We start from the raw sequence: 18,709 nt of genomic DNA, 5'->3' as shown, positions 1-18,709 counted from the left end.
AGCCGCCGGACAAGAAGGATTCCGACGACGAAGCCCTGTCCTTCGCCTACTGAAGGAAGGTCCATGATGGATTTGGCCACGTTCTGGTCCCGTGATCGTGAAGGCGACATCCCCGGCGTAGCTGGTCCAGGCTTCGTAGATCCGTGCTGCCATCACAAACCCAACTCGCGCATCCGAACCGCGACATGACCGAGGCGCTGACGCCGTGCGGCCTCATCGAGCTGCCGGAAGGTCAGAACTGACGTCAACGCGAAGAACTCATGCATCGTCTCGGACGACTCTTCGCCACTCGCACAGCGCAGTGCCAATCGGAGGCGACCGCGAAACCATCGCGCCGGAAAGCCGTGAGCTGGCCCCGCAGGCGTGGCCGCTGACTCCATGACCCGGTGCACAGCAGTGACGGCCTCACGACGTTCGGTACGCAGCGCGGTCCGCAGGGCATAGCCGCACAGCGCATCCAGCGTGACCGCGGTGTCGAAGCACAATGCGCAAAACAGTCGGTCGAACAGCGTCACCGGCCTTGGACGTCGGCTCGGCACCAACGGTGGCAGCACATCCACCAACACCGGCCGCGAGTCGACGAGGCAGAAGTTCGCCAGGTTGGTGTCGATGCGCGCATCGACGAGGTCGAGCCCGCGTACCCATGCTGTGATTTCTTCAACCGCTGCCGCGAACACGGGAGGGTCCGTGTCCGCGATCTCGACCAGCGTCGGCCCCGGCACCCAGGAATGCCGCACAGTCAACGGATCATCGGCCACGATGTCCAGGTCGTCCGGCAACCGCACACCGACCGCCCGAAGCGCAGCCAGGTACGACCGCATGCCTTGCTCGCCAAGTCTTCCGGCGGACACGAACGCCTGCCCACCCGGATAGTTCCCGGTGAGCCTCTTCGTGACCATGGAGCCGTCCCGATGATGCGTGCTGAACTCGCCCAAGCCGGTCATGGCGCTTCCTCCCGGCCGTCCAGGAACGCATCGGCGTCTGAGACCATCGCGCGGAACTCGGCCAATAGGTCGAGGCCGAGTTGCTCGGCGAGGAGCTCGCAGGCGGCGATCACGTTGGAAGCCGCCTCCGCTAACGAGGGCAGTCGGCCCGTGGGCCGGTGCCGATACTGGTTGGCGACCATGGCCGATTCCGACAACGTGCCTGCTGCGACAACAAGTCGCAGTAGTGCCTCGTGATCACTGGACACCCGCGGCGCGGTGTTCATGGTCGAGGTGAGTTCGGTGTCGGACAACACCGCGATGCTCAGCGCGGCCAGCACCACATCCGCCAGTTCGTCGCCGACCGAGGCGCGGGGCCTTTCCGAATCTTCCCATTCCGCGGTGTCGTACCCGTGACGTCGCAGCAGGCACAGAGCAAGGTGTCCCAATTGGACGTTGAGCTCGGCTGCGGCAGTTACGGGTTCCCACGCGCGATCCGCTGTGTAGGAAAAGCGCTGCCGGAGCCGCCGAACCTCGCCGAACACCTCATGCAATGCGTTGCTGAGCAGTCGGTGTGTCATCCCAGAATCACGGGCTCAGCCCCAGCGGTCCCGCTACTCCAATACGCGTCGCCGTTGTTTCGACGTGCTCGCAGCCGCACACCAAGATCCTGTGTCACCGCCGCCGCCACCCGCGTGTCCAACGCGGCATCGACGACGAGCTCCCGGCCGCCATCGACGAGCGCGAAGGGAACCTCGCCTGCTCCCCGCGCCACCAAGGCGGCGCGAATCCTGTCCGGGCTCGGCGGCGTGCGCGTGGCTTCCGCGCGTGTGCAAACCTCTCGCTGCGCGACCGGGCACAGATTGCGCACCCGGCACACCCGACTCCCGAACACCCCAAAGGAGTCGGCTTGGCCAAGTACATAGGACAACGCACAGGAATTCGTGTGAAACACCGGGTAGTCCGGGTAGTACCGCCATGTCTTGTGAATGAACTCCCAGAACGGCCGCGGATACACGCACTCCGCCTCGCTGACCTTCGGAGCATCGGCAAGCTGTGGCCAGAACTTCGACATCCGTCCCACCGCGGCTGTCTCTACTTTCAAGCCAGCCGCGACGGTGCAGCGGGCATATGCGGCTACGTGGTCGAGTACACCCTGCATGATCTCGGGCGTCGCCGATTCTGGGAACGCCGGTCTCCAGTAGTGCACCACCGGAATCCCAGCCTCGGCCAAGCGCGGGAAGTTCGCCGCCGTCGCCTCGTGCCGGATGCCACGCTCGACCTCGCGGCCCAGTCCGGAGTAGCTGACATAGACCACCACCCCCAGACCACGCTCGCGCGCCGCAGCGAGGTTCTCGATCGTCTCGTCAGGCACGTGACACTTGGTGATCAGCACGATCGGGTTCGGCACGCCCCGGCTGGCCAAGGCATCCAGCAGTTCAGCCAGGTGCGCGCGAGAATCCGGCAACGCCATCACGTCTGTCCAAGTGTACAGAGCGACCGGGCGGGACGGGGCGTAGTACGACGACGTCAACAGCAGCCCCACGGTCTGCGCCGGCGTCGCGAGGTGTTCCGGACGCACGGCGGTCTGGCCCCGCTCGTTGAGGAAGCAGTACTCGCACGCCTTCGGGCAGCCCTGAATCGGGTTCACCGCGATCCAGGTGGCGTGCTGATCCACCACAGGGGTCCGCACCCGATGTCCGCCCTGCGCCGCCGTCTCCGAACCTTCGACCATCGCACTCCCCTTCGTCGCGGGTTGGAAAGACGCCCAGGGCCAGGGAAACGACAGCAAGGCCGAGCACTGTCGGGGGAAGTCCTCGGACCGCCGGCCACATCCTGGCCCTGGGGCCGTGCGAGGCACGCTAAGAGCCATACTCGCGAGTAACCCGAACTGCCAGTCAGGGCTGTTCGCAGGTCCGGATGTCCGGCTTGCTACGCGAGTGGCATATCGAGGCGTTGCACCATCCGTGCGGCTTCCTTCGCCGTGGTCCTGCTCGCCCGCTGAATCAAACCTCGCAGAACCTCGTGAGCGACAGGCCGGTACGCGACATCCTCCGGCGCTTCGCGCTCGGCGGTGTGCAGCAGAACCAGAGCACTGCCGTGGTCACCACGCTGCTGGTGCGAGCGCGCCTGTTCCAGAAGGAAGGCGACGCGTCGCTCGATGGACGGCGACTGCTCGTAGTCGAGTTCCTCGCCCAAATGGCATGCCTGGCTGGTCTCGCCGGCCTCGACCTCGACGCTGACGGCGTGCATCGCGACGTTCACGGGACCGAACGCCGTCCAGAGTGTGTTGCGCTCCCCCGTCTTCCACGCCACCGGTGTCACCGAGCGGATCCGTTCCCGCGCCGTCCACGGGTCCCGGCGCCGAGCCGCGGCTACTCCGCCCACCAACACCAACGAGCCGTACACGGCTGCGGCTTCCGGGCCTGAGCAGTCCCGGAGCTCCTCAGCGGCGGTCATGGCGATCTCTTCAGCGACCTCGTGGTGGTGACTTGCCAGCGCCACGTGCGCCCTGTTCCACTGCGCGACGCCCACACGCAGGACATCGCCGCAGGAAACGGCTGCTCGGTGCGACCGGTCAGCGGCCAGGACGGCCAAATCGACGCGCCCCATCCGCTTGGTCACCGTGCGCGCCAAGCCGTACAGGTCGGCAGCAATCTCGTTGACGTCTTGTCCTGAGAAGTGCAGAAGCGCAAGCTCCGTTTCCCGGATCAAGTCCCCGAGCAACGAGCGGACCTCGCTGTACCGGTTCGGCGAGGTCTGCCAGATGTGCCATGCTGCATCTACCTGACGACGCAGGTCCGGAATCGGCATGGGGCTGCCCTCAACGGCGACCGGCAGCGTCATCGCCCGGTGCACGTCGGCACCCATATCGGGCGGCCGGGCCGACCGCTGCCCGTGTACTTCTTCCTCACCCAGCAACGCGGAAGCCGGCACTTCGAGGGCTCGCGCCAACGACACGAGCACCGGAACGGTCGGTAGCTTCTTCCCACGTTCGATCTGGTACAGGTAGTCGGTCGTGATTCCGGCCAGACCGGCGACGACCGTCTGCGTCTTCCGTCCCGCGAGCCGGTGAAAGCGCGCCCGTTGCCCCACGTCCTGGGTCATCTGGTCTGCCATGCGCTGCCCCCAGCAAGAATGGGTCGACCGGATTGATGCTACTGGCATGATCACGTGTCACACTGCCACTCATGACCGCGCCTCGGACCTGCTTGGTGCTCTGGGATATCGACCACACGCTCATCGAAACCCGCGGTGTCGGTCGAAAGATCTACCAGCGCATCTTTCCCGAAGTCACCGGCCTTTCCTTGCGCGAGCTCGCCACGGTCCACGGCCGCACCGAACTCGACATCATCCACAACACCCTGCGCCTGCACGGGATCGAGCCCACCGAGCGCGCGGTCAACGCGGTCGCCGCGGCGCTGACCCAGGGATACGAGGCCGCGCGAGTCGAACTCGCCGAACGCGGCCGTGTCCTGCCCGGTGTCGTTGCCATGTTGGAACAACTCGCTGCCGAGCCTGGCCTTCACCAGAGCGTGCTCACCGGCAACACGACCGACGTGGCCAAGATCAAGGTCGAAGCTTTCGGGCTCGACTCCTACCTCGACCTCTCGCTCGGCGCCTACGGCGACGACCATCGGGACCGAGCAGAGCTCGTCACCATCGCCCGCAAACGCGCCACCCACCACCTCGACACCCCGATCAGCCCGGACCAGATCCTGCTCATCGGAGACACCCCCAACGACGTCGACGCCGCACTCACGACCGGTGCCCACATCCTGGCGGTCGCCACCGGCAAATACACGACCGCGGAACTGCACGCGGCCGGAGCCACCACGGTCGTCGAGAACCTCGAAAACATCACCGACATCCGCGCCATGCTGTAACCAACTGCCATGGCCCGAGCCAGATCAGGTGTCGTGTGCCGTCGGCTTCGTCCATTTCAGGCTCTCGGCAAATTGCTCCCAGGCGCGTGGACTGAACACCAGCGTTGTTCGCGGATCCTTCGAGTCACGGACGCCCACGGCGAACTTCGTGATCGCGACCTCGACGCAGGCTCCCTGAGAGGCGCTTCGGGTGCTCTTACGCCAACACCCGGTGAACACGTCCCTCGTCGTCATCGCAGGTTCTCTCCCGTCCGCTCGATCAGCTGCTGTGACTCGTCCTCGTCGAGCGCCGCGGCGAGCAGTTCGTCCAGGACCTCAAGGTAGTCGTCGATCGCATCCGGATCTTCGATCGCGGTGCCACCTCGGCGATCTTCGAGATAGATCAGCCCGTCGTCACCGGGGATGCCCAGGTCCATGGCAATGAAGGAGCCGTGCAGGGCCGAGAGCACCACGCGGTTCTTCGGCACGACACGAACCGAGACGTTGGGCAGCTTGCTGACCACGACCAGGTGCGCGAGCTGTTCGCGCAGGACTTCGACGCCGCCGACTTGCCGTTCGAGCACCGACTCGTCAAGGATCCCCGTCACGGTCGGCGGATCATCGGAGCGCTGCAGCACCGCCTGCCTGCGCATGCGCTGTTCGACTCGGCGCTGCAGCTCCCGTTCCCTGAGCGCCTGCTGGTGCCCACCCAACACCGCAGTCGCATACGCACGGGTCTGTAGCAATCCCGGCACCGTCATCGTCGCCCACTCCGTCAGGGCCCTGGCACCTTGCTCGAACCCCAGGAAGGTATCGAAGCCGCTCGGCGTCGACGCAAGCCTGGACAGATCCTGGTCCGGAGGCGCCTCCCGGATCTGCGTCGCCAGGTTGACCAGCTCGGCAGTTCGCTCCGGAGCTCCATAGAGCCGCATCAGCTTCTCGATATCGGCCTCGGTAGGCAGGTTACGGCCCCGTTCGAAATGGCTGATCCGTCCGGGCGTGCAACCAAGCGCGTCGGCTGCCTCGTTCCCCAGGATCGCGTTTCTCGTCATGCTGCACCTCTTCAGAGGAGAGGCCTTCCGGCGGTGGCGGTTGCGCAAGCACGGTGTTCGAGCTGAAGCCAAGGTGGTCTGGCGCAGCTACAACCGGGATCGGCGGTTCCCGCGCTGGTGCGCGTTGGTCGGGTACGTCGACCAGGACGGCCACACCCGCACGTTCTTGTCCCCCGCGCACGGAGGCGAACGCCTCCCACCCAAGGGGCGGGAGTTACCGGTGATCTACCTCCCGCGCCACGTGAAGTCCCGTCCTCCGGGCACTCCCGCCGAGGCGCTCTCGTTCACGACCTTCGGCCGTTCGCAGGCGCACCTCTTCTACCGGGCCACCCCGCGGACATCCCGCTCGTACGCGACGCTGCTGTCCCAATTCCTGCTGGTGTGCAGCATGCCCCGCTGCTGGGGTTCGTCTTGTCCAGCGGGGACTGAGCCCTGGATCCCGTCCAGCGTTGGTCTCCGCCGAACTGTCGAGGCGCCCCAGCTGTCCTCGCGAGGAGCGCGAAACAACGGTTCCGAGCGACCGGTCACTCGGTCGATCTCAACGAGGTCTGCCTGCCGGTGGCTCCAGCACTCCGGTCTTGGCACGAGCACGACGATCACGCCGAGGTTCGAGAGCTGTCCATCCCGTACGAGTCCTCGGGGGATTTCGGGTGCATCAGTGACGATGCCCTCCTCAGCTGCACCGTGTCGTTCGTGGAAGGCGTTGATCCTGCCGAGGAATTGGAAGAATCGGCGCTGACGTCGGATCTCCTCGAAGGTTGTCCGCAGCAGACGCGGAAGGGCTCAGCAGCTCGGCCGGTGCCCTTCCGGTGTCCGCGCTGGTCAGCGCAGCGCGTGGAGCGTCTTGGTCGAGCTCTGCTCGAACACGGGCGTCAACGGAGGAACATTGCCCGCGCCATCCCCCGGAATCCGCGCGGTGAGCGCATCCTCCGCCTCGGTAGTGGATCTGTTCCACTACGCCGAGAACGGGTGTGCGGTGACCGCCGTGCAAACGACGATTCCGGCCAACCGGTACGGCGAGCAGCCGGACCGGTTCATGACCGAATTGGCGGCAGCTGGCCTGCTCTCCGGTGGTGAGTCGAAGTCCGTGCGGGCGACGGCGATGGCCCTGGCGCAGTTGGTGTGCGGTATCGCGAGACGATGTTCGACGTCCCGCTGCCCGCCGCGTTGATCAAGCGGTGAAGTCGTGTCGTGGGGAACGGTCAACAAACCGGTCGTCCACATCATCGAGCAAGTCGAGAACCGGTCCGGAAGAAGCGTCTCCGAGCTCGCCCGTCCCGCGCTCGGAGACGAACACGAGGCGTGCCCACCGCGCGCCAACGAGCTGGAACGCGATGGCGTGCAGCGGATCAGCATCGATTGGTCGCACCCGCGACTGCGGAGTTCGTTGCACTCCGCGCACCCCACAAGCCAGGTGGAGCCGGAAAGCCCTCGGGAAGCAGCGGACCGGCCTATGGTGGAGGCGGCGGAGCTAACGCAGATCGGAAGGCGTGGGCCATGACCGCGGACAGCAGCAGGAAGCGGGTTCACCGAGTGGACGAGCACGCTTGCCGGTTGAGCGAAGTGGTCGAACGGGTGAGCGGCAAGTGGAGCATCGGTGTGCTGTTAGCCGCGTCGCGCGGCCCCATCCGGTACACGGAACTGGAGCGAGCCGTCCCCGGCATCAGCCGGCGCATGCTCACGCTGACGTTGCGGAACCTGGAGCGCGACGGGCTGCTCGCTCGGACCGTGCACCCGACCGTTCCACCGAAGGTGGAGTACAGCCCCACCAGCATCGGCGTGGAGTTGTGCGAAGCGCTGACCGCGCTCACCGACTGGGCGCAACGGCACGAGAAGGCCATCGAGATGGCACGCCGCGCTTACGACGCGGCCGAGAGCACCGAGGAACAGACCGGGTAGCACTCCCTTCCGATTCACCGCGTCACCAGCGCGGAAGTCCAGCTCGCTGCGGCGGCGCGCGTCGTGTCCCCCACCACCGGCCGGATCAGCTCTTGGTGACCTCCGCGGCCGGTTCCGGAGCCGGTGCCGGTTTGCGCAGGACCAGGGCACCGAGCACCGCCCCGAGGGCGGTGACCGCCGCAGCGGTCCACCCGGCCAGCTGGAGCCCGTCGACGAGCCCCGCCGCGCCCGCTCCGGGGTCCGCACCCGCAGTGGCCACCGCGACGAGCGCCGCCAGCCCCACCGCGGAACCGATGTACTGCGAGGTGGAGGCCAATGCGGAAACCACGCCTTGCTGTTGCGGGGCCACCCCGGTCGAGACGGCGACGAAGATGGGCGGGAACGACAGGCCTGCGAACAGCCCCCACAGCACCACGCCGGGCAGCACTGCCCAATAGGTGCCCGTGGCCGACATGCCCAGGGCCAGCGCCACCATCGAGGCGGCAACCCCGAGCATGCCGGTGATCAGCGCGGTGCGGATGCCGAACCGGTCGAGCACGAACGGCACGACCTTGGCGGAGGCGGTCATGCTGCACAGGCTCAGCGGTAGGAACGCGACCCCGGCCTGCAGCGGGGTGCAGCCGAGGACGGTCTGCAGATAGGTGGTGAACAGGTAGTACTGGGTGCCGACGGTGCCCATGAACACGAAGATCACGACGATCGCGGCGAGCACGTTGCGGTTGGCGAACAGGCGCAGCGGCACCAGCGGGTCCCGCGCTCGGGACTCGATCAGCAGGAACAGGCCCAGCAGCACCGCGCCGACGAGCAGCGCACCACCTCCTCGGGTCGTGAACCAGCCGGTGTCGGGGCCGCTGACCAAGCCGAAGACCACGAGTGTCGCTCCTGCGGTGGCCACGAGCGCGTCCGGCAGGCCGAACCCGCGCGCCCCCGCGGCGGTGGTGTCGGCGGGCAGCAGCCACGGGGTGGCGGCCAGCGCCAGCGCGACGAGCGGGACGTTGACGAAGAAGACCCATTCCCAGCCGAGCAGACTGGTGAGCACACCGCCGCCGAGCGCGCCCACCGCGGCACCGGAAGCACCGGCCGCGCCCCACACCGCCATCGCGCGGTTGCGGCTCGGCCCTTCCGCGAATTCGTTGGTGATCAGCTTGAGCGTCGAGGGGGTGAGCAGTGCGGCGCCGAGTCCTTGCACGGCGCGGGAAACCACGAGCACCGCGGGGCTGGCCGCCAGTCCTGCGGCTAGCGAGGCAACGCCGAACAGCGCCGAACCGAGCGCGAACATGCGCCGCGCGCCCAGCCGGTCGGCGGCGCGTCCGCAAAGCAGCAGGAAACCTCCGAACACCACGGTGTAGGCGCTGACCACCGCTTGCAGGGATTGCGCCGAGAAGTCCAGTTGGCGGCCGATCTCCGGTAGTGCGACGAACACGATGTCGAAGTCGATGGCGGTCATGAACTGGCCGAACGCCAGCAGGGCGAGGACCAGGCCGGGTCGGGCAACCGGCCGGGCGGGTGTTTCGTTCACGGTGTTCTTTCCTCCGCGGAACGGAGCTTGGGATGCGGCGTCGTTGGAGACCGGTCAACGCTCAGTGTGCGTCGTGCCGCGCATCCGCGGAAGAAGGCACTTCCTTGTGCCTCGGGAACATCGATGTGTCTGTCCTGGAAGGACACCGAGAAGGGCCTTCGCAGGTGTTGACCTGCGAAGGCCCTCCACTCCGAATGCGTTCGCCGAACGTTCCTCGGCCGCCGGGACGTCAGTTCGCTGATCGTGCCCCGTCGACTGCAGCAGCGCGCCGGTAGCGGGCACCGGGGTGCTCCTCGGCGAGCCGGGGTCCTTTCCCGCCGAGGCGCTCGCGCAAGGTGCCGCGCTCCGACCCCTCGGGGATCAGGCCGCGCTTGCGCAACTCCGGGGTGACGAGCCTGGCGAAGTCGACGAAGGTGCCCGGGTTGGTGACGTAGGCGAGGTTGAAGCCGTCGACGTCGGCTTCTTCCACCCACCGCTCCAGCTCGTCGGCGACTTCGCTCGGGGATCCGGTGACGACCGGCCCGCGGCCGCCGAGACCGATCCAGCGCCCCAGCTCCCGCGGTGTCCAGGTGCGGTCCGGATCAGCGGTCGTGAAGGAGGCGAGGGCGGACCGGTTGGCGTCGGATTCGACGTAGCGCAAGGGCTCGTCGGGCTCGAACTCGGCCAGGTCCACTCCCGTCCAGCCGCCGAACAGGGCGAAAGCACCGGGCACGCTGACCAGCCGCTGGTAGTCGCGCAGCTTCTCGCGGGCCTGCTCGCCGGTCTCGGCGACGACGGGGGTGAGCATGGCGAACACCTTGACCGACCGCGGGTCCCTCCCCTGCTCCGCCACTGCGGCCCGCAGCTTGTCGACCGATCCTCGAACGATCTTCGTCGTCGGCCCGGAGACGAACACGGCCTCGGCGTGCTTGGCGGCGAACTGGACACCGCGCGGTGAAGTGCCCGCCTGGAACAGCACCGGCGTGCGCTGCGGCGAGGGCTCGCACAGGAATGGGCCGGGCACGGTGAAGTACTCGCCTTCGTGGTTGATGTCGTGGACCTTCGCCGGGTCCGTGTAGATCCCCGCTTCGGCGTCGCGGCGCACCGCGTCGTCCTCCCAAGAGGCCTCCCAGAGCTTGTAGCAGACCTCCAGGTACTCCTCGGCGATCTCGTACCTCTGATCGTGCGGGATCTGCTTCTTCAGCCCCATGTTCCGCGCTGCGCTGTCCAGGTAGGAGGTGACGATGTTCCAAGCCACGCGCCCCTTGGTCAGGTGGTCCAGTGTGGTCAGACGACGCGTGAGCGCGTACGGCTGTTCGTAGGTCAGCGATATCGTCCCCCCGAAGCCGAGCGTTTCGGTGGCCGCGGCCATCGCGGAAATGGGGATCACCGGATCGTTCACCGGGAACTGTGCGGCGTCCACCACGGCCGCGTCGCGCGACCTCTGGAAGACGTCGTACACCCCGAGCACGTCGGCGAGGAACAGCGCGTCGAAGCCGCCTTCCTCCAGGGTGCGCGCGAGCTGGATCCAGTGCTCCAAGTCGGTGTAGCGGTGGCTTTGGTCTTCCGGATGTCGCCACAGCCCAGCCGCTTGGTGCCCGACGCAAGCCATGTCGAAGGCGTTCAGGTAGATCCTGCTCATCGAACCTCCTCATTTCGGTGGGTTTCAGCAGCAGCACGGGCCGAGGCGACCGTGAATCCGGTGAGGACGAGGAAGTAGACCAGGATCAGCCAGGGGGATCCTCCGCCGACCACCAGCAGCACCGCTGCGATCAGCGGCGCCAGTCCTCCGGAGAGCACCGCGCCGATCTGGTACCCGAGGGAAACTCCGCTGTAGCGCACCCGGGTGTCGAAGAGTTCGCCGAACCAAGCTGCTTGCGGCCCGTACATCGCGTCGTGCACCACGTTCACCCCGACGACGATCGCCAGCACGACCGCGAGTTCCGAACCGGTTTCGACGGCCAAGAAGAACAGCGCCAACACCAGGGGTCCCCCGATCGCCCCGAACAAGTACGCCGGTTTCCTGCCGAAGCGGTCCGACAGGTGCGCCCACAGCGGGGTGGTGCACAGCCCGAGGGCCGAGGAGACCATCACCGCCACCAACCCGGCCTGGTCTCCCTGCTCGAAGTTGGTCTCGAGGTAGGTCAGCGAATACGTGGTCAGCAGGACGAACAGCGCGATCTGCGACAGTCGCAGGCCGATGGTCAGCAGGACGTTCCGCGGCTGGGAGCGCAACACCTCGAGCACCGGGAACCGGGCGATCTCACCGCGCTCCTTGAGTTCGCGGAACCCCGCTGCGTCGACCAGCTTCAGCCGCACGACCAACCCGAGGACCACGAGCCCGATGCTGAGCAGGAAGGGGATCCGCCACGCCCAGGCCAGGAACGCTTCTTCCCCTGCACTGGAGCGGACCGCGTAGAAGACGCCCGTGGCCAGCAGCATGCCCGCGGGTGATCCGAGCTGGGTGAAGCTCGAGTACAGCCCTCTTCTGTTCGGCGGGGCGTGCTCCATCGACAGCAGTGCCGCGCCGCCCCACTCCGCGCCGACCGCCAGCCCCTGCAGCAGCCGCAGCAGTGCCAACGCGGTGGGCGCGAGCAAACCGATCTGCTCGTACGTGGGGAGCAAGCCGATCGCGGTGGTGGTAGCTCCCATGAGCAGCAGTGCACCGACCAGGACCGCCTTCCGCCCTATTCGGTCGCCGAGGTGCCCGGAGATCACGGCCCCGAGCGGCCGAGCGACGAAACCGGCCGTGTACGTCGAAAAAGCGGCGAGCGTGCCCGCGGTGGGCGAGATGTTGGTGAAGAACACCGAATTGAACACCAACGCGGACGCGGTGGCGTAGATGTAGAAGTCGTACCACTCGATCGTGGTCCCCATCATGCTTCCCACTGCCGCGGCACGCGGCATGTTCCGCGGAGTGGTTGTTTCAAGAACGGTCATGGCGCGCACCGCAATCTGGTTCCGGCAACGAGGAGGTCACCCTGGACATGGGATTCGACTGATCTCGATCGGAGGGGGGAGGATCAGCAAGAGGCATGGATCGCCGAGAGCCTCGGCGTTGAGCGATGATCACGCACGCGACATCGCTCTGAGCTTCCCGTGGTGGTTCTGCTTCCTCCTCGGGATCGGACGTGCTTGGAAGTTCTCGACTGCGCTGAGCAGGAGCGTCCGATGCACAGCCCTGGCGTGGGCACTACGCCTCACCTGCTTCCTCCGGAGGCGCTCCTGGTAGCCACGCGAAGACCGGTGTGCTCCCGTTGATGACGTGGTCCCCCACGTCCCGCGCCTTGTAGAGCACCGGGTTGTGGACCGCCAGCGTGCGGGCGTTGCGCCAATGCCGGTCCAGTCGCCGTTGCAAGCTGACGATGGAAGCACCACCCACGTCGAACAATTGGTTCACGGTGGTCAGGACCAGATCGACGAGCACGACCTGGGCTTTGGAAACATCGATCTCCCCCTGCACCGTCGCGGCCTCGACCTCCGAGCCTGCCAGGACGGCTCGGTGCGCTCGTTCCACCGAGCGCACCGCCGACTCCAGCGTCGCTTGCGCGGCGAAGGTCGCGCTGTGCAGCTTGCCGACGAGTTGCTGCACGAGCGGGTCGTCCTTGGGCAGTGCAGCACTCGCGTGGCTGTAGGAGCGCTGGCGCTTCTGGACGAACTCGGTCGCATCCCGGGTCGCTCTCCGGCAGACCCCGACCAGTGAAGCGAGCAGCACGAGCTGCGCGAGCGCGGTATGAGGGGTGTGCGTGCGCACGAACGGGGTCACGTGCTCCGGGTCGACTTCGACATCGGTGAACTCCACCGTGCCGCTCGCCGTGGTCTGCTGGCCGAGGCCGTCCCAGTCGTCGTACTGCTCGACGCCGGGGGCTGACGCCGGGACCTGGACCATGACGAGTTCCCCGGGAGCTCGTTCGGCTCGAACGGTGATCCAGTCGGCGAGCAAGCTGCCGGTGCAGTAGAACTTGGTGCCGTTGAGCAGCAGCCGGCCGTCCTTCTCCACCAGTTTCGTTTGCAAGCGGCCGATTTCGTGGTCCGTCCGCTCGCTGATCGCATTGCCGAAGATCAGCCCTTGGCCGATCAGCCGAAGCCAGTGGTCGCGCCGCTCCGAGGCCGGTCGGCGCAACTGCTCCTCGGTGGCCAGGAAGTGCGCGCGCAGCAATTGGGGCAGGTTCGAGTCCGCTTCTCCCAGCTCGACGAGAAGGCCGAACAGTTCCGAGAGCGTGGCCCCCGATCCCCCCAGTTCCTCGGGGACGCGCACGGCGGTGAAGCCCGCTTCCTTGAGCCAGGACACTTCCTCGCGGGGAAGCCTCCGCTGCTGCTCGCGTTCCACGGCGCTTTCGGCGATCCGGGCGAAGATCGGACGGAATCTTGCGGCCAGCCGCTCGTAGGACGAGGTCGCTGCTCCTTCGGCCGTTGCTGTTCCGGTTGGTCCTGGTGCCATCGCTGTCCTCCCGATCGGTGTTCTCATCCGCTCTGCTGGTGCGCGGGCTGCGGCGGTGGAGCGCGTTCCTCGCGGATGAGCGCTTCGCCGAACCCGCGGTGCGTCACTGCGTGGCCGCGGAACCCGAGCGGGCCGCGAACTGGCTGGTGGGGTGTACAAGGCCGTAGTGCTCGCGCAGTGTCCGGCCCGAGTACTCCTCGCGCAGCAACCCGCGAGCGCGCAGCAGCGGCACGACGTGATCCACGAAATCTTCCAACCCGGAGGGGAGAACTGCGGGCATGATGTTGAAGCCGTCCGCGGCACCGGCGTTGAACCAGTGCTCGATGGTGTCCGCGATCTGTTCCGGTGTGCCGGAGCAGGTGCGGTGCCCACGACCTCCTCCGAGCCGGTGGATGAGCTCGCGCACGGTCAGGTTCTCCCGCCGCGCCAGTTCGACGACCAGGGTGTAGCGGCTCTTCCCGGCCTCGATGTGCTCTTCGCCCGGGAGGTCTTCGGGCAGCGGCCGGTCGAGATCGTCCTCGGTGAGTTCGATCCCCAGCGTGCTGGACAGCCGCTGCAACGCGTACCCGTGCACGATCCGCTGCGTCAGCGCATCCTCCTTCTGGCGCGCCTCCGCTACCGTGGAGCCGACCACCGGGACGAGCCCGGGGAGGATTTTGATCGTCTCCGGTTCCCGGCCGTGCTGGAGCGCTCGCTGCTTCACGTCGGCGTAGAAGGCCTTCGCCTCGTCCAGCGTCTGCTGGGCGGTGAAGACCGCGTCCGCGTACCGCGCCGCGAGCTCCTTGCCAGCTTCGGAGGATCCGGCCTGGACCAGCAGGGGATGGCCTTGCGGTGGGCGCGGCACGTTCAGCGGCCCTTCGACCGAGAAGTGCTCACCGCGGTGGGCGATCCGGTGGATCTTCGCGGGGTCGGCCCACACCCCGGTCTTGTCGCCCACCTCCGCGTCGTCCTCCCAGCTGTCCCACAACTTCCGGGTGACATCGACGAACTCGGTGGCCCGCCGGTAGCGCTCGGCGTGCGGGGGCAGTTCGTCGAGGTTGAAGTTGCGCGCAGCCGCTGCGGTCGTGTTGGTGACGACGTTCCACCCGGCTCGTCCTCCGCTGATGTGGTCCAGGGAAGCGAACTGGCGGGCCAGGTTGTACGGCTCGTTGTAGGTGGTCGACGCGGTGGCGATGAGCCCGATCCTGCTGGTGGCGGTGGCGAGCGCGGTCAGCAGCACCACGGGGTCGAGCGCCGCGGCCGGTCGGTCGCCGACCTCCGCTCGCAGCGATGGGCTGTCGGCCAGGAACACCGAATCGAACTTCCCCCGCTCGGCCGTGCGAGCCAGGTGCACGTAGTGCTCCACTCTCGTCGCCGCAGTCGGGTCGCTCTCCGGCAACCGCCACGCCGCCTCGTGATGACCCACGTCCATCAGGAAGGCGTTCAGGTGCAACTGTCCTCTTCGGCTCCCCATGGTTTCCTCCGTTCGGCTGCGAACCGGGCTCAACCCGTGGCGGGTTGAGAAGGACGTCTTCGCTCAACTGGTCAACTCGAGGCGGAAAGGGGCGCGGAATGCTGGTAGGAGGCGCCGGGGTGGTCGTTCGGAAGCCGCTTGCGGCCTGCACCGAAGAGGTTCTCCCGCAGCGTGCTCCCCTCGTACTCGCTGCGCACCCGGCCGCGGCGGCGCAGTTCCGGCACCACGTGCTCGACGAAGTCCTCGAACGTGCCCGGTGTGGTCGCGTAGGCGATGTTGAAGCCGTCGACGTCGGTTTCGGCGACCCACTGCTCCAGCTGGTCGGCCACGGTGCTGGGCGAACCGACCACGACCGGCCCCATTCCCCCGATTCCGACGAACTGGGCGATGTCCTTCGGTGTCCACTTCCGGTCGGGGTCGGCTTTGGTGAACATGTGCACAGCCGAACGGAGAGCGTCGTTCTCGACGTACTCCAGCACTTGGTCCTGCCGGTACTGGGAGAGGTCGAGTCCGCTCCAACCGCCGTAGAGCACCAGTGCCCCTTCGCTGCTGGCCCGGGCGAGGTACTCGCGGTACTTGTTCTCCGCGAGCTCGTCGGTCTCTGCGACGATCGGCGTGACCAGGGAGAAGAACTTCACGCTCTGCGGGTCCCTGCCCTGCTGCGCGGCTTGACGGCGGATGTCGGCGACGGCGTCTCGGACCGCGGGGGCGTGCGGGCCGGCGATGAAGACGCCTTCGGCGTGCTTGGCCGCGAACGCCCTGCCGCGGGAGGAGGCTCCCGCCTGGTACAGCACCGGAGTCCGTTGCGGGGAGGGTTCGCTGAGGAAGACGCCGGGCACTCTGAAGTACTTCCCGAAGTGCTCGATGTCGTGCACCTTGGCCGGGTCGGCGAAGGTGCCGGTGCTCGCGTCGCGGACGACCGCGTCGTCCTCCCACGAGTACTCCCAGAGCTTGTAGCAGACCTCCAGGAACTCCTCGGCGATCTCGTACCGCTCGTCGTGGGAGATCTGCTCGTCCAAGCCCAGGTTCCGGGCCGCGCTGTCCAGGTAGGAGGTGACGATGTTCCAGGCCACGCGCCCCTTGGTGAGGTGGTCGAGCGTCGTCATCCGGCGCGCGAAGGAGTAGGGCTGTTCGTAGGTCAGGGACACGGTGACGCCGAAGCCGAGGTGTTCGGTGACCGCGGCCATGGCGGGCACGGCCAGCAGCGGGTCGTTCACCGGAATCTGCACGCCACCGCGGATCGCTGCTTCGGCCGTTCCCTGGTACACGTCGTAGACGCCCAGCACGTCGGCGAGGAACAGCGAGTCGAACCCTCCGCGTTCGAGCAGTTCCGCCAACTCGATCCAGTACTCGAGATCGGTGTACCGGTGCGCCTGGTCGTCGGGGTGCGTCCACAACCCCGGTGACTGGTGCGCCACGCAGCTCATGTCGAACGCGTTCAGGTGGATCCGCTTGGAGGCGGACCGCTCCTGGCCGTGCGCGGTCACGCCTTCCTCCCCAGGACGGTTTCGTGCGGTACTCCGGCCAGTGCTTTCAGGAACTGCTGGAACACGTCCTCGAGCGGCCCGGCGCTGTCCTCGTGGATCGCGAAGTCCTCACCGGTGACCGTGATGTGCTTGTCCAGCAGGAAGAAGCTCTGCACCACGTGCCGCGCGCCCAGCGAGTGCACCACCGGGCGCAGCCCGTAGTCGAGCGCCAGGACGTGCGCGAGAGTGCCCCCGGTGGCCAGTGGGAGCACGGCTTTGCCGGCGAAACCGAACTGCGGCAGCAGGTCCAGGAACAGCTTCAGCAAACCGCTGTAGGCAGCTTTGTAGGTGGGTGTCGCCAACACGATCCCATCGGCTTGCTCCACCTGTTCGACCGCGTTGGCGAGCAGTGGATCGGAGGTGTCGGCAGCGAGCAGCGACTCGGGCGGTAGCTGCCGCAAGCGCAGGTGCTCGGCTGCGTGTCCCTCCCCGGCGAGGCGTCCCACGAGGTGACTGGCGACCCTTTCCGTCTTGGACGTTTTCGAAGGACTACCGGAGATGACCAGTGCGGTGGACATGTTGCCTCCATGGCTCGTGGAGCGGGTGACGGTCCCGTGTGGAGTGGTCGGCGTTTCGCCGCGTGGTGGGGGGCGGGGGTTCGCATCCAGCTGGCGGTGGCTGCGAACCCTGCTCGTGTCAGCGCGAGCACCGGGGTGCGGCCGTCGCGAGACGAACTCGAAACCGACGGCCGAGCCGCGGCCGGTCGTGCTGCCGAACCGGTTCGACGAACCAATCGCTGCACGTGGGAAGCAGCTTTCTCCGAGCTGAAGTCAGATCTTGCTGTGCCGGGGTGGGTGGGTTCCGTTGAGGACGTAGCGGCCGATGTGCTGGATCTTCCAACGGACCGGGTCGTGAAGGGTGTGGGTGCGGGCGTTGCGCCAGTGCCGGTTGAGGTTGTCGGCGGCCAGTGCGGATCTGGTGCCGCAAACCTCGAACAGGGCGCTGCTGAGCTCCACCGCGACTTCGTCGGCGAAGGCCTTGGCGGTGGCGACCGCGATCGAAGCGGCGGCAGCGGAGTCCGCGTTCAGGTCGGCGCGCGCCTCGTCGATCGCGGTTCCCGCTTTGTCCAGCAGGGCCTCGGCCGCGCTCACGCGGATCGCGAGTTCGCCGAACCGCTGGATGGTCAAGGGGTCTTCGGCGGCGCTGTCCACCCCCGCTTCCGGCCACGGTCGGCTGCGCGTTCGCACGAATTCCCCAGCTTCTTCCAACGCACCGCGTGCGATGCCCACATCGATCGCTGCGTGCAGCACCTGGGAGAGCGCACCGTGCACCTGCGGCCGGTCGAACGTGCAGTGGTACGGGATGACGTGCTCCGCTGGCACTCGCACCTGTTCGAGGCGGACGCTTCCGCTGGCGGTGGTCCGCTGCCCCATGCCGTCCCAGTCGTCGAGCACGGTCACGCCGGGGGCTTCCCGCGGCACGTAGGCGACGACGAGCTGTCCCCAGCGGTCCTTGGCCAGCACCGGGATCCAGTGCGCCAGGAGGGCACCGGTCGAGTACGCCTTCTCACCGTCGAGCACTAGGTCTCCGTCGCGGCTCGGGAGGATCCTGGTCCGGACGTCTTGCGCGTGCTTGGTGCCGCGCTCGGCTTGGGCGTTGCCCAAGCGCTTCCCCGCGAGCACCTCGCCGTAGAAGAACCGCTGTTGTTCAGCGCTACCGGTCTCCCGCAGCGCGTTGACGAACACGAAGTGGCTTTGCGGGATCTGCGCGATGTTCGGGTCGGCGACGGCCAATTGGCGGAAGACTTCCACGAGGGTGCGCACCCGGACCTCTGCTCCCCCGTGTTCCCGCGGCACGGTGATGGCCAGCAGTCCGCTCGCCGACAGCTCTTCCAGCTCGACGCGCGGCAGTCGGCGCTCGGCGTCCCGGGCAGCGGCATCGACGGCGAAGCGTTCGGCGAGCGAGGTAGCTATCTCGAGAGCCTCGGCATCGTCTTCGACCACGTGAGCCGTTGCCGATTCGGTGGTCACGGTCATGTTTCGGTCACTCCTTCGAGGCCGGAGCGGGAGGTGTTGCTCTTCCGCACGGGAGGGGCTGCGGGTTCCGGTGGC

At 67.3% G+C, this 18,709-nt stretch carries 17 protein-coding genes; 3 read left to right on the top strand and 14 right to left on the bottom strand.

Annotated features, from left to right (window positions below; all coding sequences use genetic code 11):
- Positions 1-152 precede the first annotated feature (152 nt).
- From SREC43747_RS0113505 to SREC43747_RS0113490, 4 genes are all read right to left on the bottom strand, one after another.
- Positions 153-944: a hypothetical protein gene (locus tag SREC43747_RS0113505; protein WP_029721805.1), complete on the bottom strand. Its 792-nt coding sequence runs from the start codon at positions 942-944 to the stop codon at positions 153-155.
- On the bottom strand, positions 941-1,504 hold the full coding sequence (locus tag SREC43747_RS0113500) for a hypothetical protein (RefSeq protein WP_029721804.1): 564 nt from the start codon (positions 1,502-1,504) through the stop codon (positions 941-943). Before SREC43747_RS0113500 ends, SREC43747_RS0113505 begins: the two co-directional genes overlap by 4 nt.
- Positions 1,501-2,658, bottom strand: a complete 1,158-nt coding sequence (locus tag SREC43747_RS0113495; protein ID WP_029721803.1) for a radical SAM family protein — start codon at positions 2,656-2,658, stop codon at positions 1,501-1,503. The genes SREC43747_RS0113500 and SREC43747_RS0113495 overlap by 4 nt, the downstream gene beginning before the upstream one ends.
- A 197-nt stretch (positions 2,659-2,855) precedes the next feature.
- Positions 2,856-4,031, bottom strand: a complete 1,176-nt coding sequence (locus tag SREC43747_RS0113490) for a helix-turn-helix domain-containing protein (RefSeq protein WP_236623186.1) — start codon at positions 4,029-4,031, stop codon at positions 2,856-2,858.
- A gap of 83 nt (positions 4,032-4,114) precedes the next feature.
- Here SREC43747_RS0113490 and SREC43747_RS0113485 point away from each other — a divergent pair, with 83 nt between their 5' ends.
- Positions 4,115-4,810, top strand: a complete 696-nt coding sequence (locus tag SREC43747_RS0113485) for an HAD family hydrolase (protein WP_029721801.1) — start codon at positions 4,115-4,117, stop codon at positions 4,808-4,810.
- 24 nt (positions 4,811-4,834) lie between these two features.
- Here SREC43747_RS0113485 and SREC43747_RS20635 read toward each other — a convergent pair whose 3' ends face one another.
- Both SREC43747_RS20635 and SREC43747_RS19865 read right to left on the bottom strand, forming a co-directional pair.
- Positions 4,835-5,044: a DUF397 domain-containing protein gene (locus SREC43747_RS20635; protein ID WP_081722586.1), complete on the bottom strand. Its 210-nt coding sequence runs from the start codon at positions 5,042-5,044 to the stop codon at positions 4,835-4,837.
- Positions 5,041-5,841 carry a helix-turn-helix domain-containing protein gene (locus tag SREC43747_RS19865; RefSeq protein WP_051388014.1) on the bottom strand — a complete coding sequence of 267 codons (801 nt, stop codon included), beginning with the start codon at positions 5,839-5,841 and terminating at the stop codon, positions 5,041-5,043. Before SREC43747_RS19865 ends, SREC43747_RS20635 begins: the two co-directional genes overlap by 4 nt.
- 745 nt (positions 5,842-6,586) lie before the next feature.
- Between SREC43747_RS19865 and SREC43747_RS0113470 the strand changes: the two genes are divergently transcribed.
- Positions 6,587-7,012 carry a DUF6461 domain-containing protein gene (locus tag SREC43747_RS0113470; RefSeq protein WP_269077823.1) on the top strand — a complete coding sequence of 142 codons (426 nt, stop codon included), beginning with the start codon at positions 6,587-6,589 and terminating at the stop codon, positions 7,010-7,012.
- A gap of 326 nt (positions 7,013-7,338) precedes the next feature.
- Positions 7,339-7,740 carry a winged helix-turn-helix transcriptional regulator gene (locus SREC43747_RS0113460; RefSeq protein WP_029721795.1) on the top strand — a complete coding sequence of 134 codons (402 nt, stop codon included), beginning with the start codon at positions 7,339-7,341 and terminating at the stop codon, positions 7,738-7,740.
- Positions 7,741-7,825: 85 nt separating this feature from the next.
- On the opposite strand, the gene SREC43747_RS0113455 is transcribed toward SREC43747_RS0113460, so the two are convergent.
- The 8 genes from SREC43747_RS0113455 to SREC43747_RS0113420 form a co-directional block, all read right to left on the bottom strand.
- Positions 7,826-9,259: an MFS transporter gene (locus tag SREC43747_RS0113455; RefSeq protein WP_051388013.1), complete on the bottom strand. Its 1,434-nt coding sequence runs from the start codon at positions 9,257-9,259 to the stop codon at positions 7,826-7,828.
- Between the two features lie 229 nt (positions 9,260-9,488).
- A complete protein-coding gene (locus SREC43747_RS0113450) occupies positions 9,489-10,880 on the bottom strand; it encodes an LLM class flavin-dependent oxidoreductase (protein WP_029721793.1) in 1,392 nt (463 codons plus the stop codon).
- Positions 10,877-12,115, bottom strand: a complete 1,239-nt coding sequence (locus SREC43747_RS0113445) for an MFS transporter (RefSeq protein WP_236623184.1) — start codon at positions 12,113-12,115, stop codon at positions 10,877-10,879. Before SREC43747_RS0113445 ends, SREC43747_RS0113450 begins: the two co-directional genes overlap by 4 nt.
- 316 nt (positions 12,116-12,431) lie before the next feature.
- Positions 12,432-13,679 (bottom strand): acyl-CoA dehydrogenase family protein, encoded by a 1,248-nt coding sequence (locus tag SREC43747_RS0113440; protein WP_152528417.1) that lies wholly within the window; start codon positions 13,677-13,679, stop codon positions 12,432-12,434.
- Positions 13,680-13,782: 103 nt separating this feature from the next.
- Positions 13,783-15,132, bottom strand: a complete 1,350-nt coding sequence (locus SREC43747_RS0113435; RefSeq protein ID WP_029721790.1) for an LLM class flavin-dependent oxidoreductase — start codon at positions 15,130-15,132, stop codon at positions 13,783-13,785.
- Between the two features lie 71 nt (positions 15,133-15,203).
- Complete coding sequence (locus SREC43747_RS0113430; RefSeq protein ID WP_029721789.1) at positions 15,204-16,619, bottom strand: LLM class flavin-dependent oxidoreductase; 1,416 nt, start codon at positions 16,617-16,619, stop codon at positions 15,204-15,206.
- Entirely contained in the window at positions 16,616-17,176 is a 561-nt protein-coding gene (gene ssuE, locus SREC43747_RS0113425) for an NADPH-dependent FMN reductase (protein ID WP_029721788.1), read from the bottom strand. Before ssuE ends, SREC43747_RS0113430 begins: the two co-directional genes overlap by 4 nt.
- A 252-nt stretch (positions 17,177-17,428) precedes the next feature.
- Entirely contained in the window at positions 17,429-18,634 is a 1,206-nt protein-coding gene (locus SREC43747_RS0113420) for an SfnB family sulfur acquisition oxidoreductase (protein ID WP_029721787.1), read from the bottom strand.
- Positions 18,635-18,709 lie beyond the last annotated feature (75 nt).

This window comes from Saccharopolyspora rectivirgula DSM 43747, from assembly GCF_000497205.1.
In the GTDB taxonomy this organism is placed as follows: Bacteria; Actinomycetota; Actinomycetes; order Mycobacteriales; family Pseudonocardiaceae; genus Saccharopolyspora; species Saccharopolyspora rectivirgula.
The sequence above is the reverse complement of the archived record's forward strand: the minus strand, read 5'-3'. Positions and strand labels throughout refer to the sequence as shown.